This is a genomic window from Caulobacter sp. AP07, from assembly GCF_000281955.1.
Taxonomy (GTDB): domain Bacteria; phylum Pseudomonadota; class Alphaproteobacteria; order Caulobacterales; family Caulobacteraceae; genus Caulobacter.
In genome coordinates this window covers 28240-51566 of record NZ_AKKF01000205.1, presented here as the reverse complement: position 1 = coordinate 51566, position 23327 = coordinate 28240, and the positions used below count along the sequence as shown (strand labels likewise).

22 protein-coding genes are annotated in these 23327 nt (G+C 67.0%); 16 read left to right on the top strand and 6 right to left on the bottom strand.

The annotated features are described in order from the left end of the window. The first annotated feature begins 270 nt into the window (after positions 1 to 270). The 6 genes from PMI01_RS18450 (at position 271) to PMI01_RS28230 (ending at position 7939) form a co-directional block, all read left to right on the top strand. Positions 271 to 2538 (top strand): TonB-dependent receptor, encoded by a 2268-nt coding sequence (locus tag PMI01_RS18450; RefSeq protein ID WP_007672376.1) that lies wholly within the window; start codon positions 271 to 273, stop codon positions 2536 to 2538. A 502-nt stretch (positions 2539 to 3040) separates the two neighbouring features. Beyond that, entirely contained in the window at positions 3041 to 3868 is an 828-nt protein-coding gene (locus PMI01_RS26135) for a helix-turn-helix transcriptional regulator (protein ID WP_007672374.1), read from the top strand. A 364-nt stretch (positions 3869 to 4232) separates the two neighbouring features. After that, complete coding sequence (gene hmgA, locus PMI01_RS18440; protein ID WP_007672371.1) at positions 4233 to 5528, top strand: homogentisate 1,2-dioxygenase; 1296 nt, start codon at positions 4233 to 4235, stop codon at positions 5526 to 5528. Beyond that, the gene (fahA, locus tag PMI01_RS18435) at positions 5525 to 6829 is read left to right on the top strand and encodes a fumarylacetoacetase (protein WP_007672369.1); all 1305 of its coding nucleotides are present in this window, start codon (positions 5525 to 5527) and stop codon (positions 6827 to 6829) included. Before hmgA ends, fahA begins: the two co-directional genes overlap by 4 nt. Continuing rightward, a complete protein-coding gene (locus tag PMI01_RS18430) occupies positions 6829 to 7575 on the top strand; it encodes an SDR family NAD(P)-dependent oxidoreductase (protein ID WP_007672367.1) in 747 nt (248 codons plus the stop codon). The genes fahA and PMI01_RS18430 overlap by 1 nt, the downstream gene beginning before the upstream one ends. Positions 7576 to 7657: 82 nt before the next feature. Continuing rightward, a complete protein-coding gene (locus PMI01_RS28230; protein WP_007672365.1) occupies positions 7658 to 7939 on the top strand; it encodes a helix-turn-helix domain-containing protein in 282 nt (93 codons plus the stop codon). Positions 7940 to 8092: 153 nt separating this feature from the next. On the opposite strand, the gene PMI01_RS18420 is transcribed toward PMI01_RS28230, so the two are convergent. After that, positions 8093 to 8437, bottom strand: a complete 345-nt coding sequence (locus PMI01_RS18420; protein WP_007672363.1) for a cupin domain-containing protein — start codon at positions 8435 to 8437, stop codon at positions 8093 to 8095. Between the two features lie 297 nt (positions 8438 to 8734). On the opposite strand from PMI01_RS18420, the gene purU reads away from it, so the two are divergent. From purU to PMI01_RS18400, 4 genes are all read left to right on the top strand, one after another. Further along, a complete protein-coding gene (gene purU / locus PMI01_RS18415; protein WP_007672361.1) occupies positions 8735 to 9595 on the top strand; it encodes a formyltetrahydrofolate deformylase in 861 nt (286 codons plus the stop codon). Positions 9596 to 9599: 4 nt separating this feature from the next. Then, positions 9600 to 10478 carry a bifunctional 5,10-methylenetetrahydrofolate dehydrogenase/5,10-methenyltetrahydrofolate cyclohydrolase gene (locus PMI01_RS18410; RefSeq protein ID WP_007672359.1) on the top strand — a complete coding sequence of 293 codons (879 nt, stop codon included), beginning with the start codon at positions 9600 to 9602 and terminating at the stop codon, positions 10476 to 10478. Further along, complete coding sequence (locus PMI01_RS18405; RefSeq protein ID WP_007672357.1) at positions 10450 to 10878, top strand: dihydroneopterin aldolase; 429 nt, start codon at positions 10450 to 10452, stop codon at positions 10876 to 10878. The genes PMI01_RS18410 and PMI01_RS18405 overlap by 29 nt, the downstream gene beginning before the upstream one ends. A gap of 158 nt (positions 10879 to 11036) precedes the next feature. Continuing rightward, complete coding sequence (locus PMI01_RS18400; RefSeq protein WP_007672354.1) at positions 11037 to 12413, top strand: aminomethyltransferase family protein; 1377 nt, start codon at positions 11037 to 11039, stop codon at positions 12411 to 12413. A 248-nt stretch (positions 12414 to 12661) separates the two neighbouring features. Here PMI01_RS18400 and PMI01_RS18395 read toward each other — a convergent pair whose 3' ends face one another. Beyond that, positions 12662 to 13672 (bottom strand): aromatic ring-hydroxylating dioxygenase subunit alpha, encoded by a 1011-nt coding sequence (locus PMI01_RS18395; RefSeq protein WP_007672352.1) that lies wholly within the window; start codon positions 13670 to 13672, stop codon positions 12662 to 12664. 386 nt (positions 13673 to 14058) lie between these two features. Between PMI01_RS18395 and PMI01_RS18390 the strand changes: the two genes are divergently transcribed. After that, complete coding sequence (locus PMI01_RS18390; RefSeq protein WP_007672350.1) at positions 14059 to 14430, top strand: VOC family protein; 372 nt, start codon at positions 14059 to 14061, stop codon at positions 14428 to 14430. A gap of 149 nt (positions 14431 to 14579) precedes the next feature. Next, positions 14580 to 16043, top strand: a complete 1464-nt coding sequence (locus PMI01_RS18385; RefSeq protein ID WP_007672340.1) for an NAD(P)/FAD-dependent oxidoreductase — start codon at positions 14580 to 14582, stop codon at positions 16041 to 16043. Between the two features lie 118 nt (positions 16044 to 16161). Here the strand turns inward: PMI01_RS18385 and PMI01_RS18380 are convergent, their stop codons facing one another. The 3 genes from PMI01_RS18380 to PMI01_RS18370 all read right to left on the bottom strand — a co-directional run bounded on the left by PMI01_RS18380 (position 16162) and on the right by PMI01_RS18370 (position 18771). After that, entirely contained in the window at positions 16162 to 16641 is a 480-nt protein-coding gene (locus tag PMI01_RS18380; protein ID WP_007672338.1) for a flavin reductase family protein, read from the bottom strand. Between the two features lie 164 nt (positions 16642 to 16805). Then, positions 16806 to 18050 (bottom strand): NAD(P)/FAD-dependent oxidoreductase, encoded by a 1245-nt coding sequence (locus tag PMI01_RS18375; protein ID WP_007672335.1) that lies wholly within the window; start codon positions 18048 to 18050, stop codon positions 16806 to 16808. A gap of 178 nt (positions 18051 to 18228) precedes the next feature. Next, entirely contained in the window at positions 18229 to 18771 is a 543-nt protein-coding gene (locus tag PMI01_RS18370) for a hypothetical protein (RefSeq protein ID WP_007672327.1), read from the bottom strand. A gap of 320 nt (positions 18772 to 19091) precedes the next feature. Between PMI01_RS18370 and PMI01_RS18365 the strand changes: the two genes are divergently transcribed. The 4 genes from PMI01_RS18365 to PMI01_RS18350 all read left to right on the top strand — a co-directional run bounded on the left by PMI01_RS18365 (position 19092) and on the right by PMI01_RS18350 (position 22483). Then, the gene (locus tag PMI01_RS18365; protein ID WP_007672326.1) at positions 19092 to 19625 is read left to right on the top strand and encodes a VOC family protein; all 534 of its coding nucleotides are present in this window, start codon (positions 19092 to 19094) and stop codon (positions 19623 to 19625) included. 16 nt (positions 19626 to 19641) lie between these two features. Next, positions 19642 to 20760, top strand: coding sequence for an alpha/beta fold hydrolase (locus tag PMI01_RS18360; protein ID WP_007672325.1), 1119 nt, complete (start codon positions 19642 to 19644; stop codon positions 20758 to 20760). Positions 20761 to 20897: 137 nt separating this feature from the next. Further along, a complete protein-coding gene (locus PMI01_RS18355; RefSeq protein WP_007672324.1) occupies positions 20898 to 21914 on the top strand; it encodes an aromatic ring-hydroxylating dioxygenase subunit alpha in 1017 nt (338 codons plus the stop codon). A 347-nt stretch (positions 21915 to 22261) separates the two neighbouring features. After that, complete coding sequence (locus tag PMI01_RS18350; RefSeq protein ID WP_007672323.1) at positions 22262 to 22483, top strand: hypothetical protein; 222 nt, start codon at positions 22262 to 22264, stop codon at positions 22481 to 22483. Between the two features lie 101 nt (positions 22484 to 22584). Here PMI01_RS18350 and PMI01_RS18345 read toward each other — a convergent pair whose 3' ends face one another. After that, complete coding sequence (locus tag PMI01_RS18345; RefSeq protein ID WP_007672321.1) at positions 22585 to 23211, bottom strand: NAD(P)-dependent oxidoreductase; 627 nt, start codon at positions 23209 to 23211, stop codon at positions 22585 to 22587. Positions 23212 to 23327 lie beyond the last annotated feature (116 nt).

Genomic DNA, 23327 nt, shown 5'->3' with positions numbered 1-23327 from the left:
GCGAGGCCTTTGGGGGCGATGCGGCGGGAATTCTATACTTGGTGCTTTCGCCTCGTCGTTCAAGAAAATGGGACGGTCGGAAAGTCCTCTCCACGCCTTATGGCTTCAGTTGTCGTCTCAAGTAGAGGCTAAGACCAGCGTAATGGCTGCAATAACTTGCAGAAACTGTGAATAGGTTCTCGTACAACTAGGCGATTTGCATGCGTGAATGCGATTAGTTTAGCCGGGAATTGCGACAGTTCGAAATCAGAAAGTGTGAGGAGGCACTTCATGACCGATATCAAGAGTTGCAAACCGTCGGTCCGGCTTATCGCCCTGCGATACAGCGGACTGGTTTCCATGATCGCGGCGATGGGGGCGGTGGCGAGCGCCGCCCACGCTCAGGTGGCCACGCCCGTCCCTCCCGCCGCGCAGGCGCCCTCGGACGCCGGCTCGGTGCAGATCGAGGAAGTGATCGTCACGGCGACCCGTCAGTCGGCCAGCGCCCAGAGCGTGCCGATCGCCCTCACCGCGGTCGGCGCCGACACGCTGCGCAAGGAAGGCGTCACCAGCGCCGCCCAGTTGTCGACCCTGTCGCCCAGCCTCTATGTTCTCAATACGGTCTCGGCCGGTTCGCCGCGTTTCACGCTGCGCGGCCTGACGACGACCGACACCCTGCCGACCGGCTCGGCCGCCGTCGCGACCTATATCGACGACGTCTACCAGGCTTCGCAGTTCGGGATCACGGCGGGTCTGTTCGACATTCAGCGGGTCGAGATCCTGCGTGGTCCGCAGGGCACGACCTTCGGCAAGAACACCACCGGGGGCGCGGTCGCCTATTTCTCGCAGACCCCGACCAATGAACTGGGCGGTTATGTCAACGGCCGGGTCGGCGCGGGCGCCCGTCCCGAGCGCTATCTGGAAGCGGCGGTCAACGTCCCGGTCATCGACGACATCCTGGCCATGCGCTTCAGTCTGAAGCTCGATAGCCAAAGCGGCTACCTCTATGATCAGGCCAATCGCTTCAAGCGCGGCGAGGCCGAAACCCAGTCGGGCCGCTTCCAACTGCGGTGGACGCCGCGGGACGGCACCGTCGCCAACCTGACGGTGTTCAGCACTCGCGAGCGGGGCGATACGCCGCTGGGACGCGCCCAGGTGCTGCCGGCCGCGCAAGACGGCAAGTACATCAGCCTGAGCGACTATCGCTTCTACGACAACTTCGACAACAACGGCGCGACCTTGCGCCTGGAGCAGGCGCTGGGCGCGTTCAACCTCACGTCCATCACCCACTACCGCAAGACCGACACCGACAACGACCAGGACCTCGACGGTTCGGCCAACGACATCTTCTTCTACACCTCGAAGGCCTCGACCGAGCAGTATGGCCAGGAGGTTCGCGTGGCGTCCGACGCCGGTCGCCGGCTGAGCGGCCTGGTGGGGCTCTATTTCCAGAAGGACGAGACCAAGGAGGTCGGCACCGAAAGTTCGACGCTGTTTGGGCTCGGCGCCGATTTCAACAATCTGAGCCGCTATGACACCCGCACCACCACCTACGCGGTGTTCGCCAATCTGACCTACAAGTTCACCGACCAGATCTCGGCGACCGGTGGGCTGCGCAAGTCCTCGGAAAGCAAGAAGCAGGCGGGCTCCAAGCTCTATTTCCAGGACGGCAACTACGACTGGGACCAGACCAACATCGTGTTCGACGGGCCGCCGCCGGTCGCGCCGTCGCAGGCGCTGATTTATAACCTGCGGCAAAAGTCGACGCCTTGGACGTGGGACGCCACGATCAACTACAAGCCGGCCGAGCGGGTGATGTTGTTCGCGCGGATCTCGAAGGGCTTCCGTTCCGGCGGCTTCAACCCCGGGGCCACGGTGTTCGCGGCCGCCAGCTTGCCGGCTCCGGTGCCCGACCCCTACGAGGGCGAGACCGTCAAGGCCTACGAACTGGGCTTGAAGAGCAGCCTGTTCGACAACCGGGTCCGGTTCAACGCCGGCGTCTATCACTACGACTACAGCAACCAGCAGGTCACGGTTTACAACAACGGCCTGGTGACCACGGCCAACGCGTCGGCGGCCAAGGTCGACGGCGCCGAGGCCGAACTGACCGCCCTGGTCAGCGACCGGCTGGAGCTGCGCGGCACGCTCAGCTACACCGACGGCCGCTACGACCAGTATAGCGATCCGTTCATCGGCGCGGACTATTCGGGCAATCGACTGATCCAGGCCGCCAAATGGGGCTCCAACCTCTCGGCGACCTACACCCTGCCGGTCACCGGCGACTACGACCTGCGCGCCAACACCACCTGGTCCTATCGCAGTCGTGTCTATTTCGACTCCGCCAACGACCCCGTGCTCAGCGGCGCGCCGTTGACGACCGGCAACCTGCGCGTCGGCTTCGATCCGCATTCGGGCTCGGGTTTCGCGCTGGCCTTCTACGCCAACAACATCACCGACAAGCGGGCTTTGGCGTCGGGCTTTGGCCTGGCCCCGGGCTATTTCCTGAAATACTTCGATATCGGCCGGACCTACGGCCTGGACCTCAGCTACCGCTGGTAACCCTAGCGGTTCTCAAGATTGAGCGGCGTCGCCTCTCGGGTCAGTCCCGAGGGGCGTCGTCGTCGTTTGGGGCGCGCCCGGTCCGGTGGGGGCGACGTCCGGGCTTCTCGTCGATTTGACGGCGCGGCCGGCCACGCGGGGACCGGTCTGTCGGCGCCCCACGGGGGGACCGAAATCATGTTTTGATCGAGCTCGCTTTGCGCCGCGACGGTCGGTCGCGGGCCTGCGCATGCTCCGTCCTCGTCGCAATCTGGACATATGTCCAATTTTTCGCTAACAAGGATCTCGATCAGCCTGCCGTCCTCGGGCGAGGGTGATCCAATGACCGGAGCGGGCCCATTTCCCAATCTGGTCGGTCGTCCAAATTGTAGGCAGGCCCCGGGCCGGCCCCGCGATTATGGCGTAAATAGAAGTCAATAGGCGTCGCGCCGTGGATCTGGCGCTTGCGACAAAAGTACAAGAGACACCATCAATGGTGCGGCGTCAGTAGGGAGAGTGCGACATGCTCGACACCGATATTGTTGCGCGCGTAATCGCGAACATCGGCCGAACGGGATTCGACGCGGCGTACCTGGAATTGGCGCGCAAGACTCTGGACGTCAGCAGCTGCAGCGCGTTCTTTATTTCAGACACAGCCAACCCGGCGCCCATCGTTCTGGAGGGGTTTGGCGAGGAGCATCGCAGCAAGACCAAGGACGCTGGCTCGACCTATGTCGAATCCGGCTTTCGCGACGACCCCTTCCTGAAAAGCATCGGCGCCATCTCCGATCTCTATGTGCGGCTGGTGTCGCCTCAGGGCATCGGCGATCACGGCTACCGCAAGCACTACTACGAGGATCTCGACATCGTCTCGGAGATCAACGTTCTTGGCCGGGTCGGCCGCAAGCGCTTCAATATCGGCTTCTATCGGATCTCAGGAAAGAAGAGCTTCAGCGAGGTCGATCTCGAGGCCGCGCGCATGCTGGCCAAGATCTCCCTGCCCGTGCTGTCGCGCCATTTGGAGCTCAGTCGCGCGGATCCGGAATACCAGGACGCGCCCGTCGACACGCCGGTCGCGCCCGGGGCCGCGGCGGGCAAACCGGTGCTGGAGCACCTGTCGGCGGTGCTGATGGCCGAGGGGCACGGCCTGACGCCGCGCGAGGCCCAGATCTGCGCCAGCATCGTGCTGGGCTACCGCACCCTGGCCATCAGCCTCAACCTCGGCATCTCCGAAAACACCATCTGCACCCACCGCAAGCGCGCCTACGCCAAGCTGGGCATCAGCAGCCAGAACGAACTCTTCTCCCGCTATTTCCGCACCGTCACCCGGTTCACCAACCAGGCCGCCTAGGCGCGGGGTCGGCGCGCGCCCGTAGACGTCGTCGGCGGTTTATCATTCGCCGGCGCGCGTCAGGCCCGCCGGCCGCCGGGACCACCCGGGCCCCGCCCCTGCTGGCTCCCCTCGCGGGCCTCGGCGGGCCCCGCCCCCCTTTCGTACCCTCGCACGGGTATTGGCCGCCAAGGGCGCGCCGATAGTGTCGCCCTATCGATTTTCCAGGCGAGACCAGCAGGTTGTCAGCGGCTTTGAACAAGACGGCGGATCTGGTCGCGTTCGCGCGGCCGCGCGCCGTCCCCGCCGCCAGACACCCAACTCGCCGGCCAGGCCGTCCACCTGCGGGACGGATCCAAGGCGATGCTGTTTGGAGGAGACCAGATTGACCCGCTCGACCGACTACCTGTCCGGTTTTGGCAACCAGTTCGCCACCGAGGCGAGGCTCGGCGCCCTGCCGATCGGGCGCAATTCTCCGCAGAAGGCCGCCTTTGGCCTCTATGCCGAGCAGCTTTCCGGGACGGCGTTCACCGCCCCCCGCGCCGAAAACCTGCGCAGCTGGTTCTACCGCCTGCGGCCCTCGGCCGGCCACGGACCGTTCGAACTGGCGCGGCCGCACCCGACCCTGCGCTCGGGACCATTCGTCGAGACCCCGCCCTCGCCCAACCGCCTGCGCTGGGATCCCCTTCCCGTCCCCGAGACGCCGACCGACTTCGTCGAGGGCCTGGTGACCATGGCCGGAAACGGCGACGTCTCGATGGGAACCGGCAGCGCCGTCCATCTCTATGTCGCCAATCGCTCGATGGGGGGGGTGTTCTACAACGCCGATGGCGAGATGCTGATCGTGCCGCAGTCGGGCGCGGTGCGCTTCGTCACCGAGTTCGGGCGAATCGAGGCCGAGCCCGGCTTCATCGTCGTGATACCGCGCGGCGTGAAGATCCGCGTCGAGCTGATCGACGGGCCGATCCGCGGCTATATCTGCGAGAACTACGGCGCGGCTCTGCGATTGCCCGAACTGGGGCCGATCGGGGCCAACGGCCTGGCCAATTCCCGCGATTTCGAGACCCCGGTCGCCGCCTATGAGGATGTCGATCAGCCGACCGTCTGCGTCCAGAAGTTCGAAGGCGCGCTCTGGAGCACGGTGCTGGATCATTCACCGTTCGACGTGGTCGCCTGGCACGGCAACCTGGCGCCCTATCGCTACGACCTGTCGCGCTTCTGCCCAGTGGGCGCCATCTCCTTCGACCATCCCGATCCGTCGATCTACACGGTTCTGACCAGCCCGAGCGAGGTGGCCGGCACCGCCAACATGGACTTCGTGATCTTTCCTCCGCGCTGGCTGGTGGCCGAGGACACCTTCCGTCCCCCCTGGTTCCATCGCAACGTGATGAGCGAGTACATGGGGCTGATCTACGGCTCCTATGACGCCAAGGAAGGCGGCTTCGTGCCGGGCGGCAGTTCGCTGCACAACCGCATGCAGGCCCACGGTCCCGACCGCACCGCCTACGGCATGGCGATCGCCGCCGAGCTGGAGCCGCGACGGCTGGCCGGTAGCATCGCCTTCATGTTCGAAAGCCGCTGGACCTATCGCCCCACCCTCTGCGCGATGGCCAGCCCGCAGCTTCAGGACGACTACGACGCCTGCTGGCAAGGTTTCGAGAAGGGCGCGCCGCCGCGATGATCGACCATACTCACGATTCGGCCGCCCGCAGTTGGGTGAGCTCGGCCAACACCCATCGCGACTTCCCGATCCAGAACCTGCCTTTGGGCGTGTTTTCGGACGATTCAGGGCCGCCGCGCTGCGGCGTGGCCATCGGCGACGAGATCGTCGATCTGGCGGGTCTGGCCCAGGCGGGCCTGTTGCCCGCGCCGGTCGCCGCCGTCGTCGCCAAGCCCAGGCTCAACGGTCTGTTCGCGCTGGACGCGTCCGCGCGTCTGGCCCTGCGCCATGTATTGTTCGATCTGCTGTTGGAAGGCGGCGCGGGCGAGGCCGCGCTGCGGCCTCACCTGCGCGCGGCTGGCGACTGCGTCATGCACCTGCCCGCGCGGATCGGCGGCTATACCGACTTCTATGCCGGGATCATCCACGCGACCAATGTCGGACGGCTGCTGCGGCCCGACAATCCGTTGATGCCCAACTACCGCTACGTGCCGATCGGCTATCACGGTCGCGCCTCCTCGGTGCGGGTGTCCGACGATGTCGTGCGCCGGCCCTGGGGGCAGGTGCGGGACGGCGACACACCCCCCGTGCTCAAGCCCTCGCAACGTCTGGACTACGAGTTGGAACTGGGCCTGTGGATGGGCCAGGGCAACGCGCAGGGCGAGCCGATCGGCATCGAGGACGCCGCCTCGCGCCTGGCCGGCGTCAGCCTGCTCAACGACTGGTCGGCCCGCGACGTCCAGGCGTGGGAATATCAGCCCCTTGGGCCCTTCCTGGCCAAGAACTTCGCCTCCACCGTCTCGCCCTGGGTGATCACCATGGAGGCGCTGGCGCCGTTCCGGTCGGCCCAGCCGGCGCGCCCGAGCGACGCGCCCGCGCTGCTGCCCTATCTGGACTGCGCGGCCGATCAGGCCGGCGGGGCTCTGGACATCGCGCTGGAGGTCGCCATCCGCAGTCCGGCGATGCGGGCCGGGGGGCAGGCGCCGCGCGTGGTCGGGCGAGCTCGGGCCACCGACCTCTACTGGACGCCGGCCCAGTTGGTGGCGCACCACACGGTCGGGGGATGCAACCTGGAAGCCGGCGATCTTCTGGGCACCGGCACGGTGTCCTCCCCGGGCGTCGGCGGGTTTGGCAGCCTGATGGAGATCACCTCTGGCGGCCGTGAGCCGATCACCCTCGCCGAGGGCGAGATCCGCCGGTTCCTGGAGGACGGCGACGAGGTGGTGATGACCGGCCGCTGCGAGCGGGACGGCTTTGTCGGCATTGGTTTTGGTGTGTGTCGCGGGACCATTTCCGCCGCGCGAACAGTCGAGGGAAATTGATGGACAGTCTGACGGGAAAAGTCGCCGTGGTGATCGGCGCCAGCGGCGGCATCGGCGCGGCCACCGCCCAGCAGTTGGCGGCGGCGGGCGCGACCGTGGTGGTCGGCTACAACAGCAACCGGGACAAGGCCGACGGTGTGGTTGCGGCGCTGCCCGGCGGCGGTCACCAGGCGATGGCCATCCAGATCGACGATTCGGCTTCGCTGCAGGCGGCGGCCAAGGCCGTCGAGGCGCGATACGGCCGGGCCGACATCCTGATCAACGCCGCGGGAACCACCCGTCCCGTGCCGCATGGCGATCTGGACGCGCTCGACGACGCGTTGATCGACCAGATTCTGCTTGGCAACACCAGGGGCCCGTTCGCCGCCGTTCGCGCCTTCGCGCCGCTGCTCAAGGCCTCGGGCGACGGCGTGATCGTCAATATCTCGTCGATCTCGGGATTCACCGGCTCGGGCAGCAACGTGGCCTATTGCGCCTCCAAGGCCGCCCTGGACACCATGACCCTGTCCTTGGCGCGCGTCCTGGGACCGGAGATCCGCGTGCTTTGCGTGTCGCCCGGCGCGGTGGCCACCGATTTCGTGGCCGGGCGTGGTCGCGAGGCGCTGGCCAAGATCGCGCAGTCGACGCCTTTGAAGAAGATCGTCGAGCCCGAGGACGTCGCCCGCGCCGTCCTGGCCTGCGCCACCCTGCTGACGGCCTCGACCGGTGTTCGGATTGTCGTCGATGGCGGGCGCTTCCTGGTCTGACGCTCCGCCGCGGCCCATGGCGCCTCGACCTCTTTGGGCGTCGCCATGGGCAAGGTGCTCCATGATCGGAGGGGGCGACAGGATGGCGAAATCCTATTCGCTGGATTTACGACATCGCGTGATCTCGGCCGTCGTGACGGGCGGGATGTCACGCCGTCAGGCGGCTGCACGTTTTGGCGTCTCGCCAAGCTCGGCGATCAACTGGGTGGCGCGGTTCGGGGCGACGGGGAGCGCGGCGCCTCGCAAGGTCGGCGGCTACAAGCTCAGAACGATCCGGGGTGAGCACGCCGTGTGGCTGATCGCGCGCTGCCGGGAGAAGCCCTTCACCTTTCGCGGGCTGGTGGCCGAACTGCGGATCGTCTGAGACCTGAAGGTCGACTATCGTTCGGTGTGGGAATTTGTCCAAGCCGAAGGGCTGCGCGCGCAAACGGCCGTGCGCCCGCTAACGCCGTGGGCCTGACATCGCAGGACCTTGGCATGAGCCGGGCTCCTTGCCCCCCACCTCCCGGCGCCGGCGTCAGACGACCGGCGGAAACGGCATGGCCAGCAGGATCTTTGCGGGCTGGCTGCTATGGTTGCGGATCTCGCGCGGCTCGCCCGGGGCCATGCGGCAGGAGTCGAAGGCTTTCAGGACCGCGGTCTCCGCGCCGGTGCTCAAGGTCAACTCGCCTTCGAGGACCACATAGTGCTTTTCCAGCGGCGAAGCCGAGCTTTCGACATGGCCGCCCGGTGCGATTACCGAGACCCCCAGCCAAAGCGAATCCGCCGGCCCCGCCTCGTGGCCCTGCAGGCGCAGGCAGCGCATGTCGTGGTGATTGGGCGGAAAATATTCCGTGGCGGTTTCGAAACGCGTGACGTTCACGGCGGAGATCCTTCGGCGACGGGCCAAGCCCAAGGGTCGTCCAGACCGGGGAGCCGACCCATACCCCTGCGAGGGGACTTGAGGAGGCCCGCGCCGGCTCAGCGGACCGCCTCGCCGTCGGCGCTTATTTTTTTGGTCTTTGAAAGTCCCATCCTACGGGTATTGCCCGAAACGACGCACTGCGCAAATACAGGTGAAGTCGATCTCTGCATCGCATCTGTAAACACCTGTTCGGCGAGCCGATGACGGTGCAGTTTGTACAGATACCGACAATATATAAATCGTGCGAGAAGTCACATGTCGCGGACACCTTATCTCCTTACCCTTTCATGCCCAGACCAGGCGGGCATCGTGACGCGCGTGACGGGATATCTGTTCGCTTGCGGCGGCAACATCCTGGAGGCGCACCAGTTTAACGACGTCGAAACGGGGATGTTCTTCACTCGGATCGAGTTCGACCTTCCCGCGGGGGTGGACCAAGCCGAGCTGGGGCGCAATTTCGGCGAAGCGGTCCAGGCGTTCGCCACCCATTGGACGGTGCGGCCCAAGAACACCTTGCGCAAGGTTCTGCTGCTGGCCTCGAAGTTCGACCACTGCCTGGTCGACCTGCTCTACCGCCACCGCATCGGCGAGATCGCGATGGACGTGGTCGGGATCGTCTCCAACCACGCGCGGGCCACCTATGGCGGGGCCGACTTCGGCGACATCCCGTTCCACCACCTGCCGATCACCAAGGAGACCAAGGCCGAGCAGGAAGCGGCCATCAAGGCCATCGTCGAGGACACCGGCGCCGAGCTCATCATCCTGGCGCGCTACATGCAGATCCTGTCGGACGATCTGGCCAGCTTTCTCAGCGGGCGCTGCATCAACATCCACCACAGCTTCCTGCCCAGCTTCAAGGGCGCCAAGCCCTACCATCAGGCCCACGCCCGCGGCGTCAAGATCATCGGCGCGACGGCCCACTACGTGACCGGGGACCTGGACGAAGGACCGATCATCGCTCAGGACATCGAGCACGTCAGCCACGCCAACGCGCCCGACGATCTGGTGCGCAAGGGCCGGGATATCGAGCGCCGGGTTCTGGCCCGGGCGGTCAGCTTCCATCTGCAGGACCGGGTGTTGCTCAACGGCGCCAAGACCGTCGTCTTCCAGGACTAGGGCGGTGCAACTGATCGACGGCGCGGCGATCGCCGAACGGCTCTGCGCAAGCCTTGCCCAGGACGTCGCGGCCCTGACGGCGACGGGTCTCACGCCGCGGTTGGCCGTGGTGCTGGTCGGCGACGACCCGGCCAGCGAGGTCTATGTCCGCCGCAAGGTCGCCAAGTGCAGCCAGGTTGGGATCGTGTCGCAGGAACACCGCCTGTCGCGCGATTGCCTGGAGGCGGATCTCCTGATCCTGGTGGCGCGATTGAACTCCGATCCCGACGTCCATGGAATCCTGGTGCAACTGCCCCTGCCGCCGCAGATCGACGCGGGCAAGGTCCTGCAGAGCATCAAGCCCAGCAAGGATGTCGACGGCTTTCACCCGGTCAATGTCGGGCGACTATCGACCGGGACCGGCGGGCTGGTGCCCTGCACGCCGCTGGGCTGCATGATGCTGCTGGACTCGGTCATCGACGACTACCGCGGCCTGAACGCCGTGGTCATCGGCAAGTCCAACATCGTCGGCAAGCCGGTCTCGCTGCTGCTGCTCGAGCGCGAATGCACCGTGGCCATCACCCATATCCATACGCGCGACCTGCCCGACATCGTCCGCCGCGCCGATATCGTCGTGGCCGCCGCCGGCAGTCCGCGCCTGGTGCGGGGCGACTGGATCAAGCCCGGCTGCGTGGTCATCGACGTCGGCATCACCCGGGTTCATCAATCCGATGGCGGCGCGCGCCTGGTGGGCGACACCGCCACCGAGGAACTCGGCCACGCCCGAGCGGCCACGCCGGTCCCCGGCGGCGTGGGCCCGATGACCATCGCCTGCCTGCTGGCCAACACCGTCAAAGCCGCAAGGAGCCTGTCGGATGAACGCGATCGCCAAGGTCACGCCTGAACGGGCGCTGGTCGCCGAAGCCTCGGCCCAGGTCGTCCGGGCCGAGGTGATGGTGCGCGGCCTGCGAGTCGAGGCCGACATCGGCGTCCACGACCACGAGATCGGCCAAAGGCAACGGCTCGATATCGACGTGGTGCTGGAGGTGTCTCCGGTCCTGGTCGATCAGTTGGGCGAGACGATCGACTACAACCAAATCGTCGTTCACGCCCAGTCGCTGGCCGGCGAGCGCATCGGCTTGATCGAGACCTTCGCGCGGCGTCTGGCCCTGGCCTGCCTGGAGCATGCGGTCGTGCTGGCGGCCGAGGTGGCGGTCGAGAAGCCGGCCGCCTTGCGCGAGGCCCTGGCCGGCGCGCGGGTGGTCGTGGCGCGCGTCGCTCCAGCCATGGGGCGCAACGTCTGACCCGGCTTCGTCCCAAGCCGGGGTGATATTTGGGCGCACGGCGAGTTGCTAGCGTCCGTTCAGCCAAGGCGCCGTCAAGTCGCCGCCGGTTCGCGGACCGGTCCTGACCCCGCCACCCTTCCCATTCCATCAGGGCCGAGCGCTCGAGGAGACAGTCGATGAACGATCCAGGCCAGATCCCCCACAGTCCCTACCTGCCGCTGGACCCCGAGGTCGCCGCGTACAATTCGACGTCGGGCCATCTGACCCCCTGGGAGTTCGCCGGCTGGCAAAAGGAGGTGATGTCCTGGAAGGACACCGCCTATCTGCACGCGGGGCTCAATCCCACCTATCCCTATAAGATCTCCGGCCCCGACGCGATGAAGCTGTTTGCGGACACCTGCGTCAACAGCTTCGCCAAGTTCTCGATCGGCGGCTCCAAGCATGCGGTGATGTGCAACGCCCAGGGCAATATCATGGCCCACGGCATGTTGCTGCGCACCGGCGAAGACGAGTTCATCACCTTCTACCTGTCGCCCTACATCAACTACTTCGTCGATTCCGGTAAGTACGACGTCAAGGGCGAGGACCTGACGGGCCAGGTGTTCATGTTCCAGGTCGCGGGGCCGCGTTCGCTGGAAATCCTGGAAGCGGCGCTGCAGGAAGATCTGCACGACATCAAGTTCCTGCGCCACCGGCCGGCCCAGATCACGGTCGAGAGCGGCCAGGTCGTGGACATCAAGGTCCTGCGCATCGGCATGGCCGGTAGTCTGGCCTACGAGGTCCACGGCAGGATCGAGGACGCCCTGCCCGTCTATGCCAAGATCCTGCAGGCGGGTCAGCCGTTCGGGGTCGAGCGGATCGGCATGCTGGTCTACGGCATGAACCACACCGAGAACGGCTTTCCCCAGGTGGCCATCCATTTCATGGCCGCCTGGCATCAGGACCCCGACTTCATCGCCTATCTGGGCGAGGCCATGGACTACTACGCCGGACACTTCGCCCAGTTGGAAGGCAGCGCCGGGCCGGATCTGGCCGCCCGCTATTCCAATCCGATCGACCTGGGCTGGAGCCATGTGGTCAAGTTCGACCACGACTTCATCGGCCGCGAGGCCCTTGCCGCCTTGGTGGCCGCGCCGCGGCGCGCGGTCGTCACCCTGATCTGGAACGTTCAGGACATCCTGGACGTCTACGCCTCGTTCTTCGAGAAGGGGCCGGCCCATGACTTCATGACGTTCCAGGCCGACACGATCTGGAGCAAGAACGGCATGGTCAGCCATGTCGACGAGGTGTTGAAGGACGGCGTCCGCGTCGGTCTGTCGATGGGCCGGGTCTATAGCTACTACTATCGGGCGATGATCTCGCTCTGCCCGATCGACATCGCCCATGCCGATCTGGGCGGCGAGGTCGAGATCGTCTGGGGCGAGCCGGGAGCTCGGCAGAAGAAGATCCGCGCCACGGTCGCCCGCTTCCCGATTTTCGACCTGCCGCGCAACGAGCATATCGACGTGAGCGCTATTCCGCGCCTGGCTGGCGCGGTGGCGCTCGACGCCTGACCAGACCCTTCACGGCCTGAACCTCCCTGCCAACTGGCCGCGCCTCCCCTGGGAGCGCGGCCCTTTTGCGTCCGGGGCGCTGGGCCCGGGGGTCAAGGCCGGCGCGGCGAGTCCGCACGGCGTTGGCCCGGCCTGGACCGGACGGCAAGAAGCGCGCGCGGGGCCGCCGCGCGCGCTTCGCCAAGGGTTTTGTCCCCGCGGGCTCCTCCGGCCTTCCAGGGGGCGGAGGAGCCCCCTGGCAGGACGGTCTAGGCGCTCACCGGCGCCGCTTCGCGGCTGGCGGCCCGGGCGGCCCGCCTGGCCGCGTCCTTCTCGACCATGGCGGCCAGCTTGCGGCGCATGCGCACCCCGGCCGCGTCGGTGGCGATCAGCACCGGGTCGAGATCGAACAGGTCGGCCTCGCCCATGCGGTCCTGGACGCCCTCGATCATCCAGGAATCCTCGCGGTCGACGACCTGGATCATGCGATCGTAGATCTGCTCGTCGGTCTCGGGGGAATCCACCGACACCGCCACGCTCCACAGGTAGTGCGAGGTGTATTTGGTCTCCGGGGTCAGCAGGTTGGCCGACCATTCCTGGATCACCGGCCCTTTGCCGAAGTCGGGGATGATGTGCATTTCCAGGTCGTGGTTGCCCGGAGCGGCCCAGCGGATGGTGTTGATCGTGTGATATTCCTCGTGCGGCTCGACGGCGCTGTAGCTGGCCAGGACGTCGTCGCCTTCCTCCCAGGACTTGAAGCTCTGCTTGCGGTGCAGGGCGTCGAACACCGGATGCAGCAGCACGATGTGGGTCAGGTCCATCAGGTTGTCGCACAGCAGGCGGTAGTCGGCCTTGGTGTAGTTGTTGCCGTAGACGCAGCGGTATTTCGGGTCGTTGTGGTAGGCGTAGCGAGGGATCGTCGAGGTGTCGGCGGGCTCCTCTTCGCCCATCCAGATCCAGACCACGTTGTCCTGTTCGAACACCGGGAAGCTGCGGACCTTGGCGACCTTGGGCGCGGCGAAACACAGCGCGTTGCCAACGCACCTGCCGGCGCTGTCGAATTCCAGGCCGTGATAGATGCAGCGCACCTTGTCCTCGACGATCGTGCCGTAGGAGAACGGCGCGAAGCGGTGCGGGCAACGATCGTGAAGCGCCGCCAGGACGCCGGTCGAGAGGCGATAGATCATCACCGGAATATCCAGGAATTTCCGGGCGATAGGGCCCTTTTCTAATTCGTGGACCCAACCGGCGGGATACCAGGCATTGTAGATGTAGGTCATGGTTTCGGCCCCATTCACGATCCCGGCATGGGCGCTCAGGAGAGCTCCAGTCGCTGCCGGCGATCCGTCACAAAATCGCGATGGGTCATACTTAGGTTACGACTTTTTCGCAGGTGTCAAGCCGCCGTTCTTAAGAATTCCGATAGTGCTCGACGGCCGCGGAACGCTCGCCGACCCGACCGCGAGCGACGTTGCGAGCAGATCTCGCCTATCTTGACTGTTCATGGACGCCGGCCAGTCCGTTGTCGGCGTCCTTGTTGTCACCAGGAAAGGGTATTTGGCCCGGCGAGCCGCGAGTTTACTGTGATCGAACCAGTCTTGGCGGCGCTGAAGCGGCTTTGGTCGACCGTGTTCAGCACGCCTCGCAGCACTCTATGGGATCCGCCATGTCCGAAGCCGTCCAGGTGGCCACGATCGTCGTCGCGGTGCGCGATCAGGAACAAGCCCTGGCCTGGTTCATCGACAAGCTGCAGTTCGAGAAGCGCGAGGACCACGTCGTCGGCGACCAGCGCTGGATCACGGTGGCCTCGCCCGACGACCAGGTCAGCTTCGCCCTCCCCGACTGGTTTCCCGAACAGGTGGGAACCAACGCCGCCGTCGTCCTGCGCACGCAGGACTGCCGCCGGTCCTACGAGCGGTTGAAGGCGCGGGGCGTGGAATTCGTCCAGGCGCCGGAGTCGCGTTCCTACGGCGTGATGGCGATCTTCAAGGACCTCCACGGCAATCTCTACCTGTTGCAGCAGTCGCCCAGCGCCTAGTCCGCGAGGACGGCGGTTCTCGATCGCCCAGGACGGACGTCTCCCGACGGCGCGCGGCCAAAAGTCCCACGGCGCGGGTATAGCCCGCGGCCGTGGAGCACGGCGACATCGGCGGCGGTGAAGACCGGACGCGGGGCCAAGGGACGGACATGCCAAAAACGGATTCTGACGGCGGCAAGCCGACGCGCGGCGGGTTTTCCCGCCGGCTTCTGATCGGCGGCGCTCTCGCGGCGGGAGCCGGCGGGGCGGCCGGCGCCCTGGTTCTGTCGCGAACCGAGGTCGGCGTCGCGTTGGGCCGATCGCGCGCTCGGAGCCTGGTCGGCGCCGACCGTCTTCCGGCCGCGGTGGACGTGGTGGTGATCGGCGGCGGGTTCGTCGGGGCCAGCGCGGCCCTAACCCTGGCTGAGCGCGGCGTGTCGGTGGCGCTGTGCGAAAAGGGCGTGGTCGCCGGGGAAGCCTCGGGCCGATCGATGGGCTTTGTCTACAGCCAGTGGGCCGATCCGGCGAAGATGGGCCTGCTGGAGCGCTCCAAGACCCTTTGGGCGGCCATGAACGCGCGAACCGGCCTGGAGACGGGCTATCGTCGCACCGGCGTCGTCGCGCCGTTGGCCGGGCCCGAGCAGGCGGCCTATGCCGAGGCCTGGCTGGCCTCGGTCGCCGGCGCGCCCGGCGTCGATGGGCGGGTGATTTCCAAATCCGAGATCGCGCGGCTTTTTCCGGCCATGCGCGACCCGCCCGATCAGGCGCTGCTGAGCCAGACCGACGCGTCGGTCGAGCCGGTTCTGGCCGCGCCCGCCATCGCCGAGGCCGCCCAGCGCAAGGGCGCGATCGTCCTGCAGAACTGCGCCGCTCGAGGGCTGGAAACCTCGGCCGGCCGCGTCTCGGGCGTCGTCACCGAACGCGGCGTGATCGCCTGCAAGGCGGTCATTCTGGCCGGTGGGGCTTGGTCGCCGATGTTCGCCCGCAGCGTCGGGGCGGGATTTCGGCAAGTCGATGTCTTCCTGTCGATGCTCTCGCTGTCGCCGGTCGCCGGGCCGGAGGTTTCGCTGTCGTCGGAGGCCTTCGGCTTTCGCCGACAGATCGACGGCGGCTATTCGGTCGGGGTCGTCGAGATGGCCGTCCCGCTCGATGGCGATCTGATCGCTGCGGCGCTCTCGGCGCCGTCCACGGTCCAGGCGCTGATGCCCCAGGCGCGCCTGGGCTTTTCGGCAAGCCGCGCGTGGGACGAGATGATGTCGCCCCGCCGGTGGAAACTTGATCGCCCCTCGCCCTTCGAGGCGCGGCGCATCCTGGAGCCGATCTACTGGGCCAGGCCTCCGGCCGAGGCCCTGGCCAAGTTGATCGAGCGGTTCCCGGTCTTCGCGGCGGCCCAGATCCGGGACCGCTGGGCCGGCGCGATCAGCACGACGATCGACAACATGCCGGTGATTTCCGAGGCTCCGCGGGTCCCGGGCCTGTTCATCGGCAGCGGCTTCGCCAACGGCCTGACGTTTGGCCCGGCGGCGGGAGAGGCCCTGGCCGACCTCGCCACGGGCCGCGCGCCAAGCTTCGATCTGGGCGGCTACCGGATGTCGCGCTTCACCGACGGCGGCAAGCTTGCCTATCATTCATGAGGTCGGGCCAGCGCGGTGACGGCGCCGTCGGCGCGGCGGAGGCGCGGCCCTCTCGCGAGCCCCGGTCAAACCCGCGAGACGGCGAAGGCGGGCGCTTTGGCGCGCCGGGCGCGTCGTCCTACAAGGCGCCTTCGAGCGCCTTGGTGAAGCGACCATCGACATAGACCAGCGGCTCGGGCTGCCCCTCAAGGAACACCTCGCTGACGTCGCCGATGAAGATGCCATGGGTGCCATGATCGACCTGCTTGGCGTTGCGGCACAGGATCGTGGCCTGAGCGCCCACCAGTCCGGGAACGCCCAGGTCCAGTTCGCGCCAATCGCCCTGCTCGAACCGCGCCTCGCCCTTGACCTCGCCGGCGCAACGTCGGGCGATGTCGATCTGCGAATTGTGCAGAATGTTGATGGCGAACGGGGCCTGCTGGGCCAGGATCGGATAGAGCGAGGCGGAGCGGTTGACGCAGATCAGCATCGACGGCGGGTCCATGCTCAACTCGCTCACCGCCGTCGCCGACATCGCATAGCGCACCCCGTCCTTGGCGGTCGTGATGACGACGACCGCCTTGGCCAGTCGCCGCAGGGCTTGTTTGAGGCTATCCATTCCCAGATCCTCTTTGACGGACAATCGGACCCAAAGGCCTCGCGTCCAGGCGGAAAGCGTGTCGCCAGAGTGACGGCGTCGCTGCTCTCGGGCCTTGTTTTGATAGGCTCAAGCCTGGCCCCCTGCCCTACCCTCTCCTAGGGACGGGCGCGGCGACCGCGGGCTCAAACCGCCACCTCGCGGCCGATCAAGCTCTTGAGCGGCGTGGCCAGATCGGCCAGCAGGGCCCTGTCGGGGCGATGCCCGGCCACGACCAGCGCCTTGCCCTGCACGAAGTCCTTGGTGGCGTTGACCGCGTCGATCGCGATCACCCGTCCCTGCTTGAGGTAGACGACCGAGAAGCTGCGCGAAGCGACGTCGCCGCGAACCACCAGGTCATCGTGGCCGGTCGACAGACCGACGGTCTGAAGCCTCAGGTCGTACTGGTTAGACCAGAACCAGGGCGCGGCCCGATAGGGCTCGGGCGCCCCAAGGATGGCCAGGGCGGCCGTGGTCGCCTGATCGTTGGCGTTCTGCACCGACTCCAGGCGGATCTTCTGGCCGTCGGCGAAGCCGTTGGCGTGCAGCGCGCAGTCGCCGACCGCGAAGATGTCGGTCAGGCTCGTGCGGCAGTGGTCGTCAACCCAAACCCCGTTGCCGCCCGCCGCGCCCGCCGCGATCAGGGGGCCAACGGCGGGGATGATGCCGATGCCGACGATCACCATGTCCGCGGGCAGCACGCGTCCGTCGGCCAGCCGGACACCGCTGGCCCTGCCATCGCGCGCCTCGACGCCGTCGACCTGAACCTCAAGCCTGAGATCGACGCCATGGGCGCGGTGCTCGGCCTCGTAGAAGCGCGACAGCGGCTCGCCGGCGACCCGCGCCAGCACCCGGTCCAGGGACTCCAGGAGGGTCACGGACTTGCCCTGCTTGGTCATCACCGCGGCGGCTTCCAGACCGATGTAGCCGCCGCCGATCACCACCACCTTGGCGGCGGCCGCCATCTCGGCCATCATCCGTTCGACGTCGGCGCGGTTGCGCACCGAGTGGACGCCGGCCAGGTCGTGTCCCTGGCAGGTCAGGCGGCGTGCGTGGCCGCCAGCCGCCCAGATCATCTGGCCGTATTCGATGGTCGAGCCGTCGCTGAGGCCGACGGCGCGGGCGGTTGGATCGACCGATATGACCGCCTCGCCCAGCAGGAGCTCGACACGGCGCTCGACCCAGAAGGCCGCCGGCCGGATCAGCAGGCGCTCGAAGGTCTTTTCGCCCGCAAGGAATTCCTTGGAGAGCGGCGGACGCTCGTAGGGGATTTCGGTCTCCTCGCCGACGATGGCGATCGAGCCCTCGAAATGGCGCTGGCGCAGCGCGATCGCGGCCTGGGCTCCGGCATGGCCAGAGCCGACAATCAGCACATCGAAGGAACGGTTCATGTTGATTTCCGGGTTCAAGGCGGAAGCGCCTGGCCAATGGCGCCGACGGGCCGGCGCGGCGGTCTGGAGGACAAGCGCAGGAGGCGGCGTCCCCGCCGCCCCCTGCCCCGTTTCGTGATCGGCGCGCGCGACGAACCGGGGGAGCGGTGTCGCGAGCGGGGGCGCCGATCTGGCTGGCCTAGGGTGACGGACGGAGCGCCTCGCCGAGCGGTCCAGCCGCTCCTTGGCCTAACATCGGCGACACCGCGGCGTCATACCCTGGCTGGGGTACGGTCCAGGGCGGCGCCGGGCGACGCAGCCAGACGCTGACGGTCTCGAACGTCACGACGATGGGGTCTGCGTCCCACAGATCGATTTCCTCGAGCAGAGCGTCCGGACGCCAGTCGTTCCCGGCGGCGGCGCCGACCGCCAGCTGGACACAGCGGCCAACCGCCTGGTCGGCAAGCGTGCTCGTGGCCCTGACGGCCACGCTCCAGCGGTAAGGGGCTTGGGCGCCCGACGGGGCCGACACGACGACCAGGTGCGTCAGGTCGACGAGCAGGCGGCTGAGAACGACCGGGTCCGGAAACCCGTTGCTGACTCCGAAGACGCAGCGGTATCGGGCGTCGTGATGATGGCCGAACCGCCGGCTCCACGCCGGCGGGTCCTCGATCGTCCCCGGCCCGGGCGGCTCACCCGACAAGCCCGCCCGCCGGGCCTTGGATCCATTGCTCATGCTCACCGTTGCGGCTCCCGTCAGCCCCGCTCGCGGGGGCCGAGGGGACCTGGCGACGCGGCGGGGAAACACGCAGGATCGTGTCGGTGTCTACTTAGGTTACGACATTTTCGGCAAAATCAAGCGGCCACGGCCCGTCCGCATGGCCCATCGGTCCCGCGCCGCGGCCTGGGATCGTGGCGCCCGAACGTTGCGGCCCTTGCGCGGTCACAAGCGGGGGGGATGGCCCAAGGCGGCTCGGCCGGCTCCAATCGCGACGAAACGTCGCCAGTGCGTCGCCGGCCAGCACGTCGCCGGGAAGCCTCTGCCCTGGAGGAGTGAAGACCATGAAGATCAACGGCCTGTCCCATGTGGCCTATCGATGCGTCAACGCCGCCGAGACCGTGAAGTTCTACACCGAACTTCTGGGCCTCCGGTACAGCTACGCCGTCGCCGAGAATAAGGTCCCATCGACCGGCGCGGTCTATCCGCACATCCATATCTTCCTGGAGAACGGCGACGGCTCCTATCTGGGCTTCTTCGAACTGGCCGACGGCGAGCCGATGGGTTTTGATCCCAACACCCCGTCCTGGGTCCAGCACCTGGCGTTCCGCGTCGATTCCGAAGCCGAGGTCGAGGCCTATCGGCAGAAGCTGAAGGCGGCCGGTCTGGACGTCCTGGGCGTCACCGATCACGCCATCTTCAAGTCGATCTATTTCCACGATCCCAGCGGTCACCGCATCGAGATCACCTGCGAGACCATGTCGGACGAAACGCGCGCTCAGTTCGAGGCCAACGCCCAGGCCCTGCTGGCCGAATGGGATCGCACCAAGCGCGCGCCCGACGTCTCCTGGCATCGCGCCCACACCGTTTCCAGCTAGGTTCCGCTTCCAGATCATGATCATCGAACACGTTGCGATCGACGTCCGTCCCGGCGTCGTCATGGAAAGCCAGTCGGGGCTGCAGAACCTGCGCCCGCGCATCTTCGGCGCCCTGGCCATGCCGCCAGGCGGCGCCAAGGTCGGCGCGATCCTGATGCACCCGACGTCCAACTATATGGGCCACTATCTGCTCACGCCCCTGGCCGAGCGCGGCGTGGCCTGCCTGGCCCTCAATTCGCGCTATGTCGGCAATGACGGCCTGCTCGAGATGGAGCGGGTGATTGTCGATCTGGGGGCCGGCGTGGCCGAACTGCGCCGCCGCGGGGTCGAGAAAGTCTATCTGATCGGCAATTCCGGCGGCGCCTCCCTGGCCGCCTTCTACCAGTCTCAGGCCGAAAACCTGACGGCGACCCATTTCGTCAGCGGCGAGCCCACGCATTTGTCGGCCGACGATCTTCCGGCGGCCGACGGCATCGTCCTCAGCGCCGCCCATCTGGGCCGGGCCAAGATCTTTTCCGAATGGATCGATCCGGCGGTGCTGGACGAAGGCGACCCCAGCAAGGTCGATCTCGAGCTCGACCTCTATGACGGGCCGATCAAGCCGCCCTACAGCGCCGACTTCGTGCAGCGGTTCAAGGCGGCGCAGCTGGCGCGCCGCGATCGCATCGAGGCCTGGGTCGAGGACCAGGCCGAGCAACTGAGGCGCACGCCCGGCGCGCCGGCCGACAAGTTCTTCCTGATCCAGCGCACCCATGCCGATCCGCGCTTCCTGGATCTGAGCCTGGACGCCAACGACCGCGCCGCCGGCAGCGTCTGGGGCGACCCGCGCGTCGTCAACCTGGCGGCCAACGCCTTTGGCCGCCTGACCAGCATCCGGGCCTTCCGCTCGCAATTGTCGTCGCGCTCCCAGGCTCGAGGCCCCGAGAACCTAGCCGCCACCAGCGTCCCGGTCCTGCTGATGGAGCACACCGCCGACCAGTCGACCTATCCCAGCACCCGCGAGGCCTGGAAGGCCGCCGCCGGCGACCGCGTGACCCATGTCCCGGTCAAGCACGGCGACCACTATCTGGTTCGCCAGCCCGAGCTGATCGCCTTCAGCGCCGACACCATCGCCGACTGGATCCGGGCCCGCTGAGGGACGCGCCGGCGTCGCGCCCCGTCACCAGCCCAGGGTACAGGTCGAGGGGCGCCGGCTTGGTAGGGATTGGAGACTTGTCCGGCTCATCCGCCAGCGACCCCGTCGGGCCGCGCGCCAGCTCCCAAGAGGTGACCATGCCCTATCTCTACAACGCCTGGTACGTGGCGGCCTGGGCGCACGAGATCGACCAGACGTTCTTCACCCGCACCCTGCTGGACCTTCCGGTCCTGTTCTATCGCAAGCCCGACGGGCAGGTGGTGGCGATGGAGGACGCCTGCCCTCACCGCTTCGCGCCGCTGTCGATGGGCGTGCTGGTCGACGGCAAGGTGCGCTGCGGCTATCACGGCCTGGAATTCGACGAACACGGCGCCTGTGTCGGCAGTTGCATCAATGTCGTCGCGCCCAAGGCGGCGCGGGTCCGCACCTTCCCGGTCTTCGAGCAGGACAACATCATCTGGATCTGGATGGGTCCGGGCCCGGCCGGGCCGACCGAGGCCATCGTCCGCTTTCCGTTCCACACCGATTCGGCCTTGCGCCCGGTGTTCGGCGTCTCGGCCGCCAAGGCCGACTATCGCCTGTTTTCCGACAACCTGATGGACCTGACCCACACGGCCATGCTCCATCCGCTGTTTGGCGGCCTCAACTACCAGCCCAAGTTCAGATCCTGGGAGGAAGGCGACGACGTCGTCTCCGAATATACTTCCGAGGCGCCCAGCTCGATGTTGGTCGGCGATACGCCGGTGACCGGCGTGGACACCATTCGCTGGCGCGCGCCGGGCATCCACTCGCTGCTGACGCGGGTGACGCCGAAGGATGCGGCCTTTCAGGCGGCCGAAATGCCGGCCGCCCATATCGTCACGCCGGAAACCGCCACCAGCACGCACTATTTCTGGGCCTCTGCCCTGCCCAAGGATTCGCCGGTCAGCAGCGAGGCGTTCCTGGCCTCGCTCACCCAGGTGTTCGATCACGAGGACAAGCCGATGATCGAGGCGGTCCAGCGGCGGATGGGCCAGCGCGAGCTGTTCGATCTCAAGCCGATCCTGCTGTCGATCGACGCCAGCAGCGTTCGGGTGCGACGCAAGCTCAACGCCATGATCGAACGCGAGCGCGCCGAGGCGACGGCCGGCTCCCCGTTGCAGCCGGTCTCTTGAAACCAGGCCGGCCAACGGGTCGTCGCCATGGGTCCGCCAGTCGGCGAGGCGCTTTTCGATCTGCCGATCGGCGAGCAACCGGCCTGGGCATGAATCTGGTGTATCTGCCAGGATCCAAGCCTCTATCGAGGCGCTCAATCCGCCGATCCTGAGGGCCAGGCGCCGGGGTCAGTTGACGGCGTTAGAGCGGATCGTGCTCGCCAAGCCGTCTCTCCAGGCCCCGTCGATGACAATTTCAAGCCCCCGATGTACGAGTTCAGGCTGATCTTCCAGGCCGCGGGGTCTCAACGAAAACCGTCGTTGTTCTCGTCATCTTCGCCAGAGTTGGGCGCTCGCGGGAGGGAATGATGGCGAACAGGTGGCCCGACGATGAGGAGCGTCCGCTCGGTCCGATCGAACGCAGGGTGCTGCCGTGGTTGGCCTGGATCTTCAGCGCCAGTCTTCCGGCCTACATGCTGGCCGGTTTCTTCACGCTGGTTCCGGGCGTCACCGATCAGGTCGCGGCCGTCGCGGGCCTGGTGATCGCGGCGCCGCTGGCGGCCTGGGCGATCAAGCCGTGGAGCGTCTGACGCGCGGCTGTTAAAAGCGCCCGCGCGGCCTCGGAGGGTCGGGGGATTCGATCCAGGCCAATGGCTCCGAGACGCCCCTCCCGCATGCGCTGGCGGTTGGATCAATAGCCAAGGTTGATGCGGCGACCGACGTTGGCGGCCGTCTCCAGTTCGTCGACAAGCCCGATCGCGTAGTCCTCGGCGCTGATGAAGCTCTTGCCGCCGCCGTCCACCAGCACCTGGTCGCCGCCGATCCGGAATTTGCCGGTGCGCTGGCCAGGGGCGATCATCCCGCCGGGCGAAACATAGGTCCAGGACAGGTCGCCGGCCGTCTGGCGCAGGAACGCGAGCAAGGCGGCCTGGGCATTGGCTTCCTCCCTGATCGCGTCCGGGAGGTTCAGGGCCTGGTCCAGGAACCGCACCCCTGGGGCCACCTCCAGGCTGCCCGCGCCGCCGACCACCACTAGGCGCTCGACGCCCGTCTCGCGCATGGCCGCCGTGACCGCTCGCCCGATGGCCAGCAGACCGTCGTGGGGGGCGACGTCGGTCCGCATCGCCCGCGCGGCCAGGACAATGGCGTCATGGTCGGCCGCAAGCGCCGCAAGGGCGTGGGGATCGGACGCGTCGGCGCCGATGATATGGTCCCGACCCGTGCGCCCGACTCCGGTGACGACGTGTCCCCGGGTCCGCGCCTCGAGGGCCACGCGGCTTCCGATCATGCCCGCCGCGCCGATCAGCAAAACTCGCATCCAAACCTCCAGATCCAATTCAGGGCGCTCGGCCATCCAAGGCGATAGGCGCGCCGTGCGAGCGACACGGCCTCCGCCCCATAATTCTGTAGCGAACGCTATGAATGATCGCTATG

What these genes read in the sequence shown, in the direction of transcription:
- PMI01_RS18450 (WP_007672376.1), top strand. Translation starts at nt 271, where the DNA reads ATGACCGATATCAAGAGTTGCAAACCGTCGGTCCGGCTTATCGCCCTG.
- PMI01_RS26135 (WP_007672374.1), top strand. Translation starts at nt 3,041, where the DNA reads ATGCTCGACACCGATATTGTTGCGCGCGTAATCGCGAACATCGGCCGA.
- fahA (WP_007672369.1), top strand. Translation starts at nt 5,525, where the DNA reads ATGATCGACCATACTCACGATTCGGCCGCCCGCAGTTGGGTGAGCTCG.
- PMI01_RS18430 (WP_007672367.1), top strand. Translation starts at nt 6,829, where the DNA reads ATGGACAGTCTGACGGGAAAAGTCGCCGTGGTGATCGGCGCCAGCGGC.
- PMI01_RS28230 (WP_007672365.1), top strand. Translation starts at nt 7,658, where the DNA reads ATGGCGAAATCCTATTCGCTGGATTTACGACATCGCGTGATCTCGGCC.
- purU (WP_007672361.1), top strand. Translation starts at nt 8,735, where the DNA reads ATGTCGCGGACACCTTATCTCCTTACCCTTTCATGCCCAGACCAGGCG.
- PMI01_RS18405 (WP_007672357.1), top strand. Translation starts at nt 10,450, where the DNA reads ATGAACGCGATCGCCAAGGTCACGCCTGAACGGGCGCTGGTCGCCGAA.
- PMI01_RS18400 (WP_007672354.1), top strand. Translation starts at nt 11,037, where the DNA reads ATGAACGATCCAGGCCAGATCCCCCACAGTCCCTACCTGCCGCTGGAC.
- PMI01_RS18395 (WP_007672352.1), bottom strand. Translation starts at nt 13,672, where the DNA reads ATGACCTACATCTACAATGCCTGGTATCCCGCCGGTTGGGTCCACGAA.
- PMI01_RS18390 (WP_007672350.1), top strand. Translation starts at nt 14,059, where the DNA reads ATGTCCGAAGCCGTCCAGGTGGCCACGATCGTCGTCGCGGTGCGCGAT.
- PMI01_RS18385 (WP_007672340.1), top strand. Translation starts at nt 14,580, where the DNA reads ATGCCAAAAACGGATTCTGACGGCGGCAAGCCGACGCGCGGCGGGTTT.
- PMI01_RS18380 (WP_007672338.1), bottom strand. Translation starts at nt 16,641, where the DNA reads ATGGATAGCCTCAAACAAGCCCTGCGGCGACTGGCCAAGGCGGTCGTC.
- PMI01_RS18375 (WP_007672335.1), bottom strand. Translation starts at nt 18,050, where the DNA reads ATGAACCGTTCCTTCGATGTGCTGATTGTCGGCTCTGGCCATGCCGGA.
- PMI01_RS18365 (WP_007672326.1), top strand. Translation starts at nt 19,092, where the DNA reads ATGAAGATCAACGGCCTGTCCCATGTGGCCTATCGATGCGTCAACGCC.
- PMI01_RS18360 (WP_007672325.1), top strand. Translation starts at nt 19,642, where the DNA reads ATGATCATCGAACACGTTGCGATCGACGTCCGTCCCGGCGTCGTCATG.
- PMI01_RS18355 (WP_007672324.1), top strand. Translation starts at nt 20,898, where the DNA reads ATGCCCTATCTCTACAACGCCTGGTACGTGGCGGCCTGGGCGCACGAG.
- PMI01_RS18350 (WP_007672323.1), top strand. Translation starts at nt 22,262, where the DNA reads ATGGCGAACAGGTGGCCCGACGATGAGGAGCGTCCGCTCGGTCCGATC.
- PMI01_RS18345 (WP_007672321.1), bottom strand. Translation starts at nt 23,211, where the DNA reads ATGCGAGTTTTGCTGATCGGCGCGGCGGGCATGATCGGAAGCCGCGTG.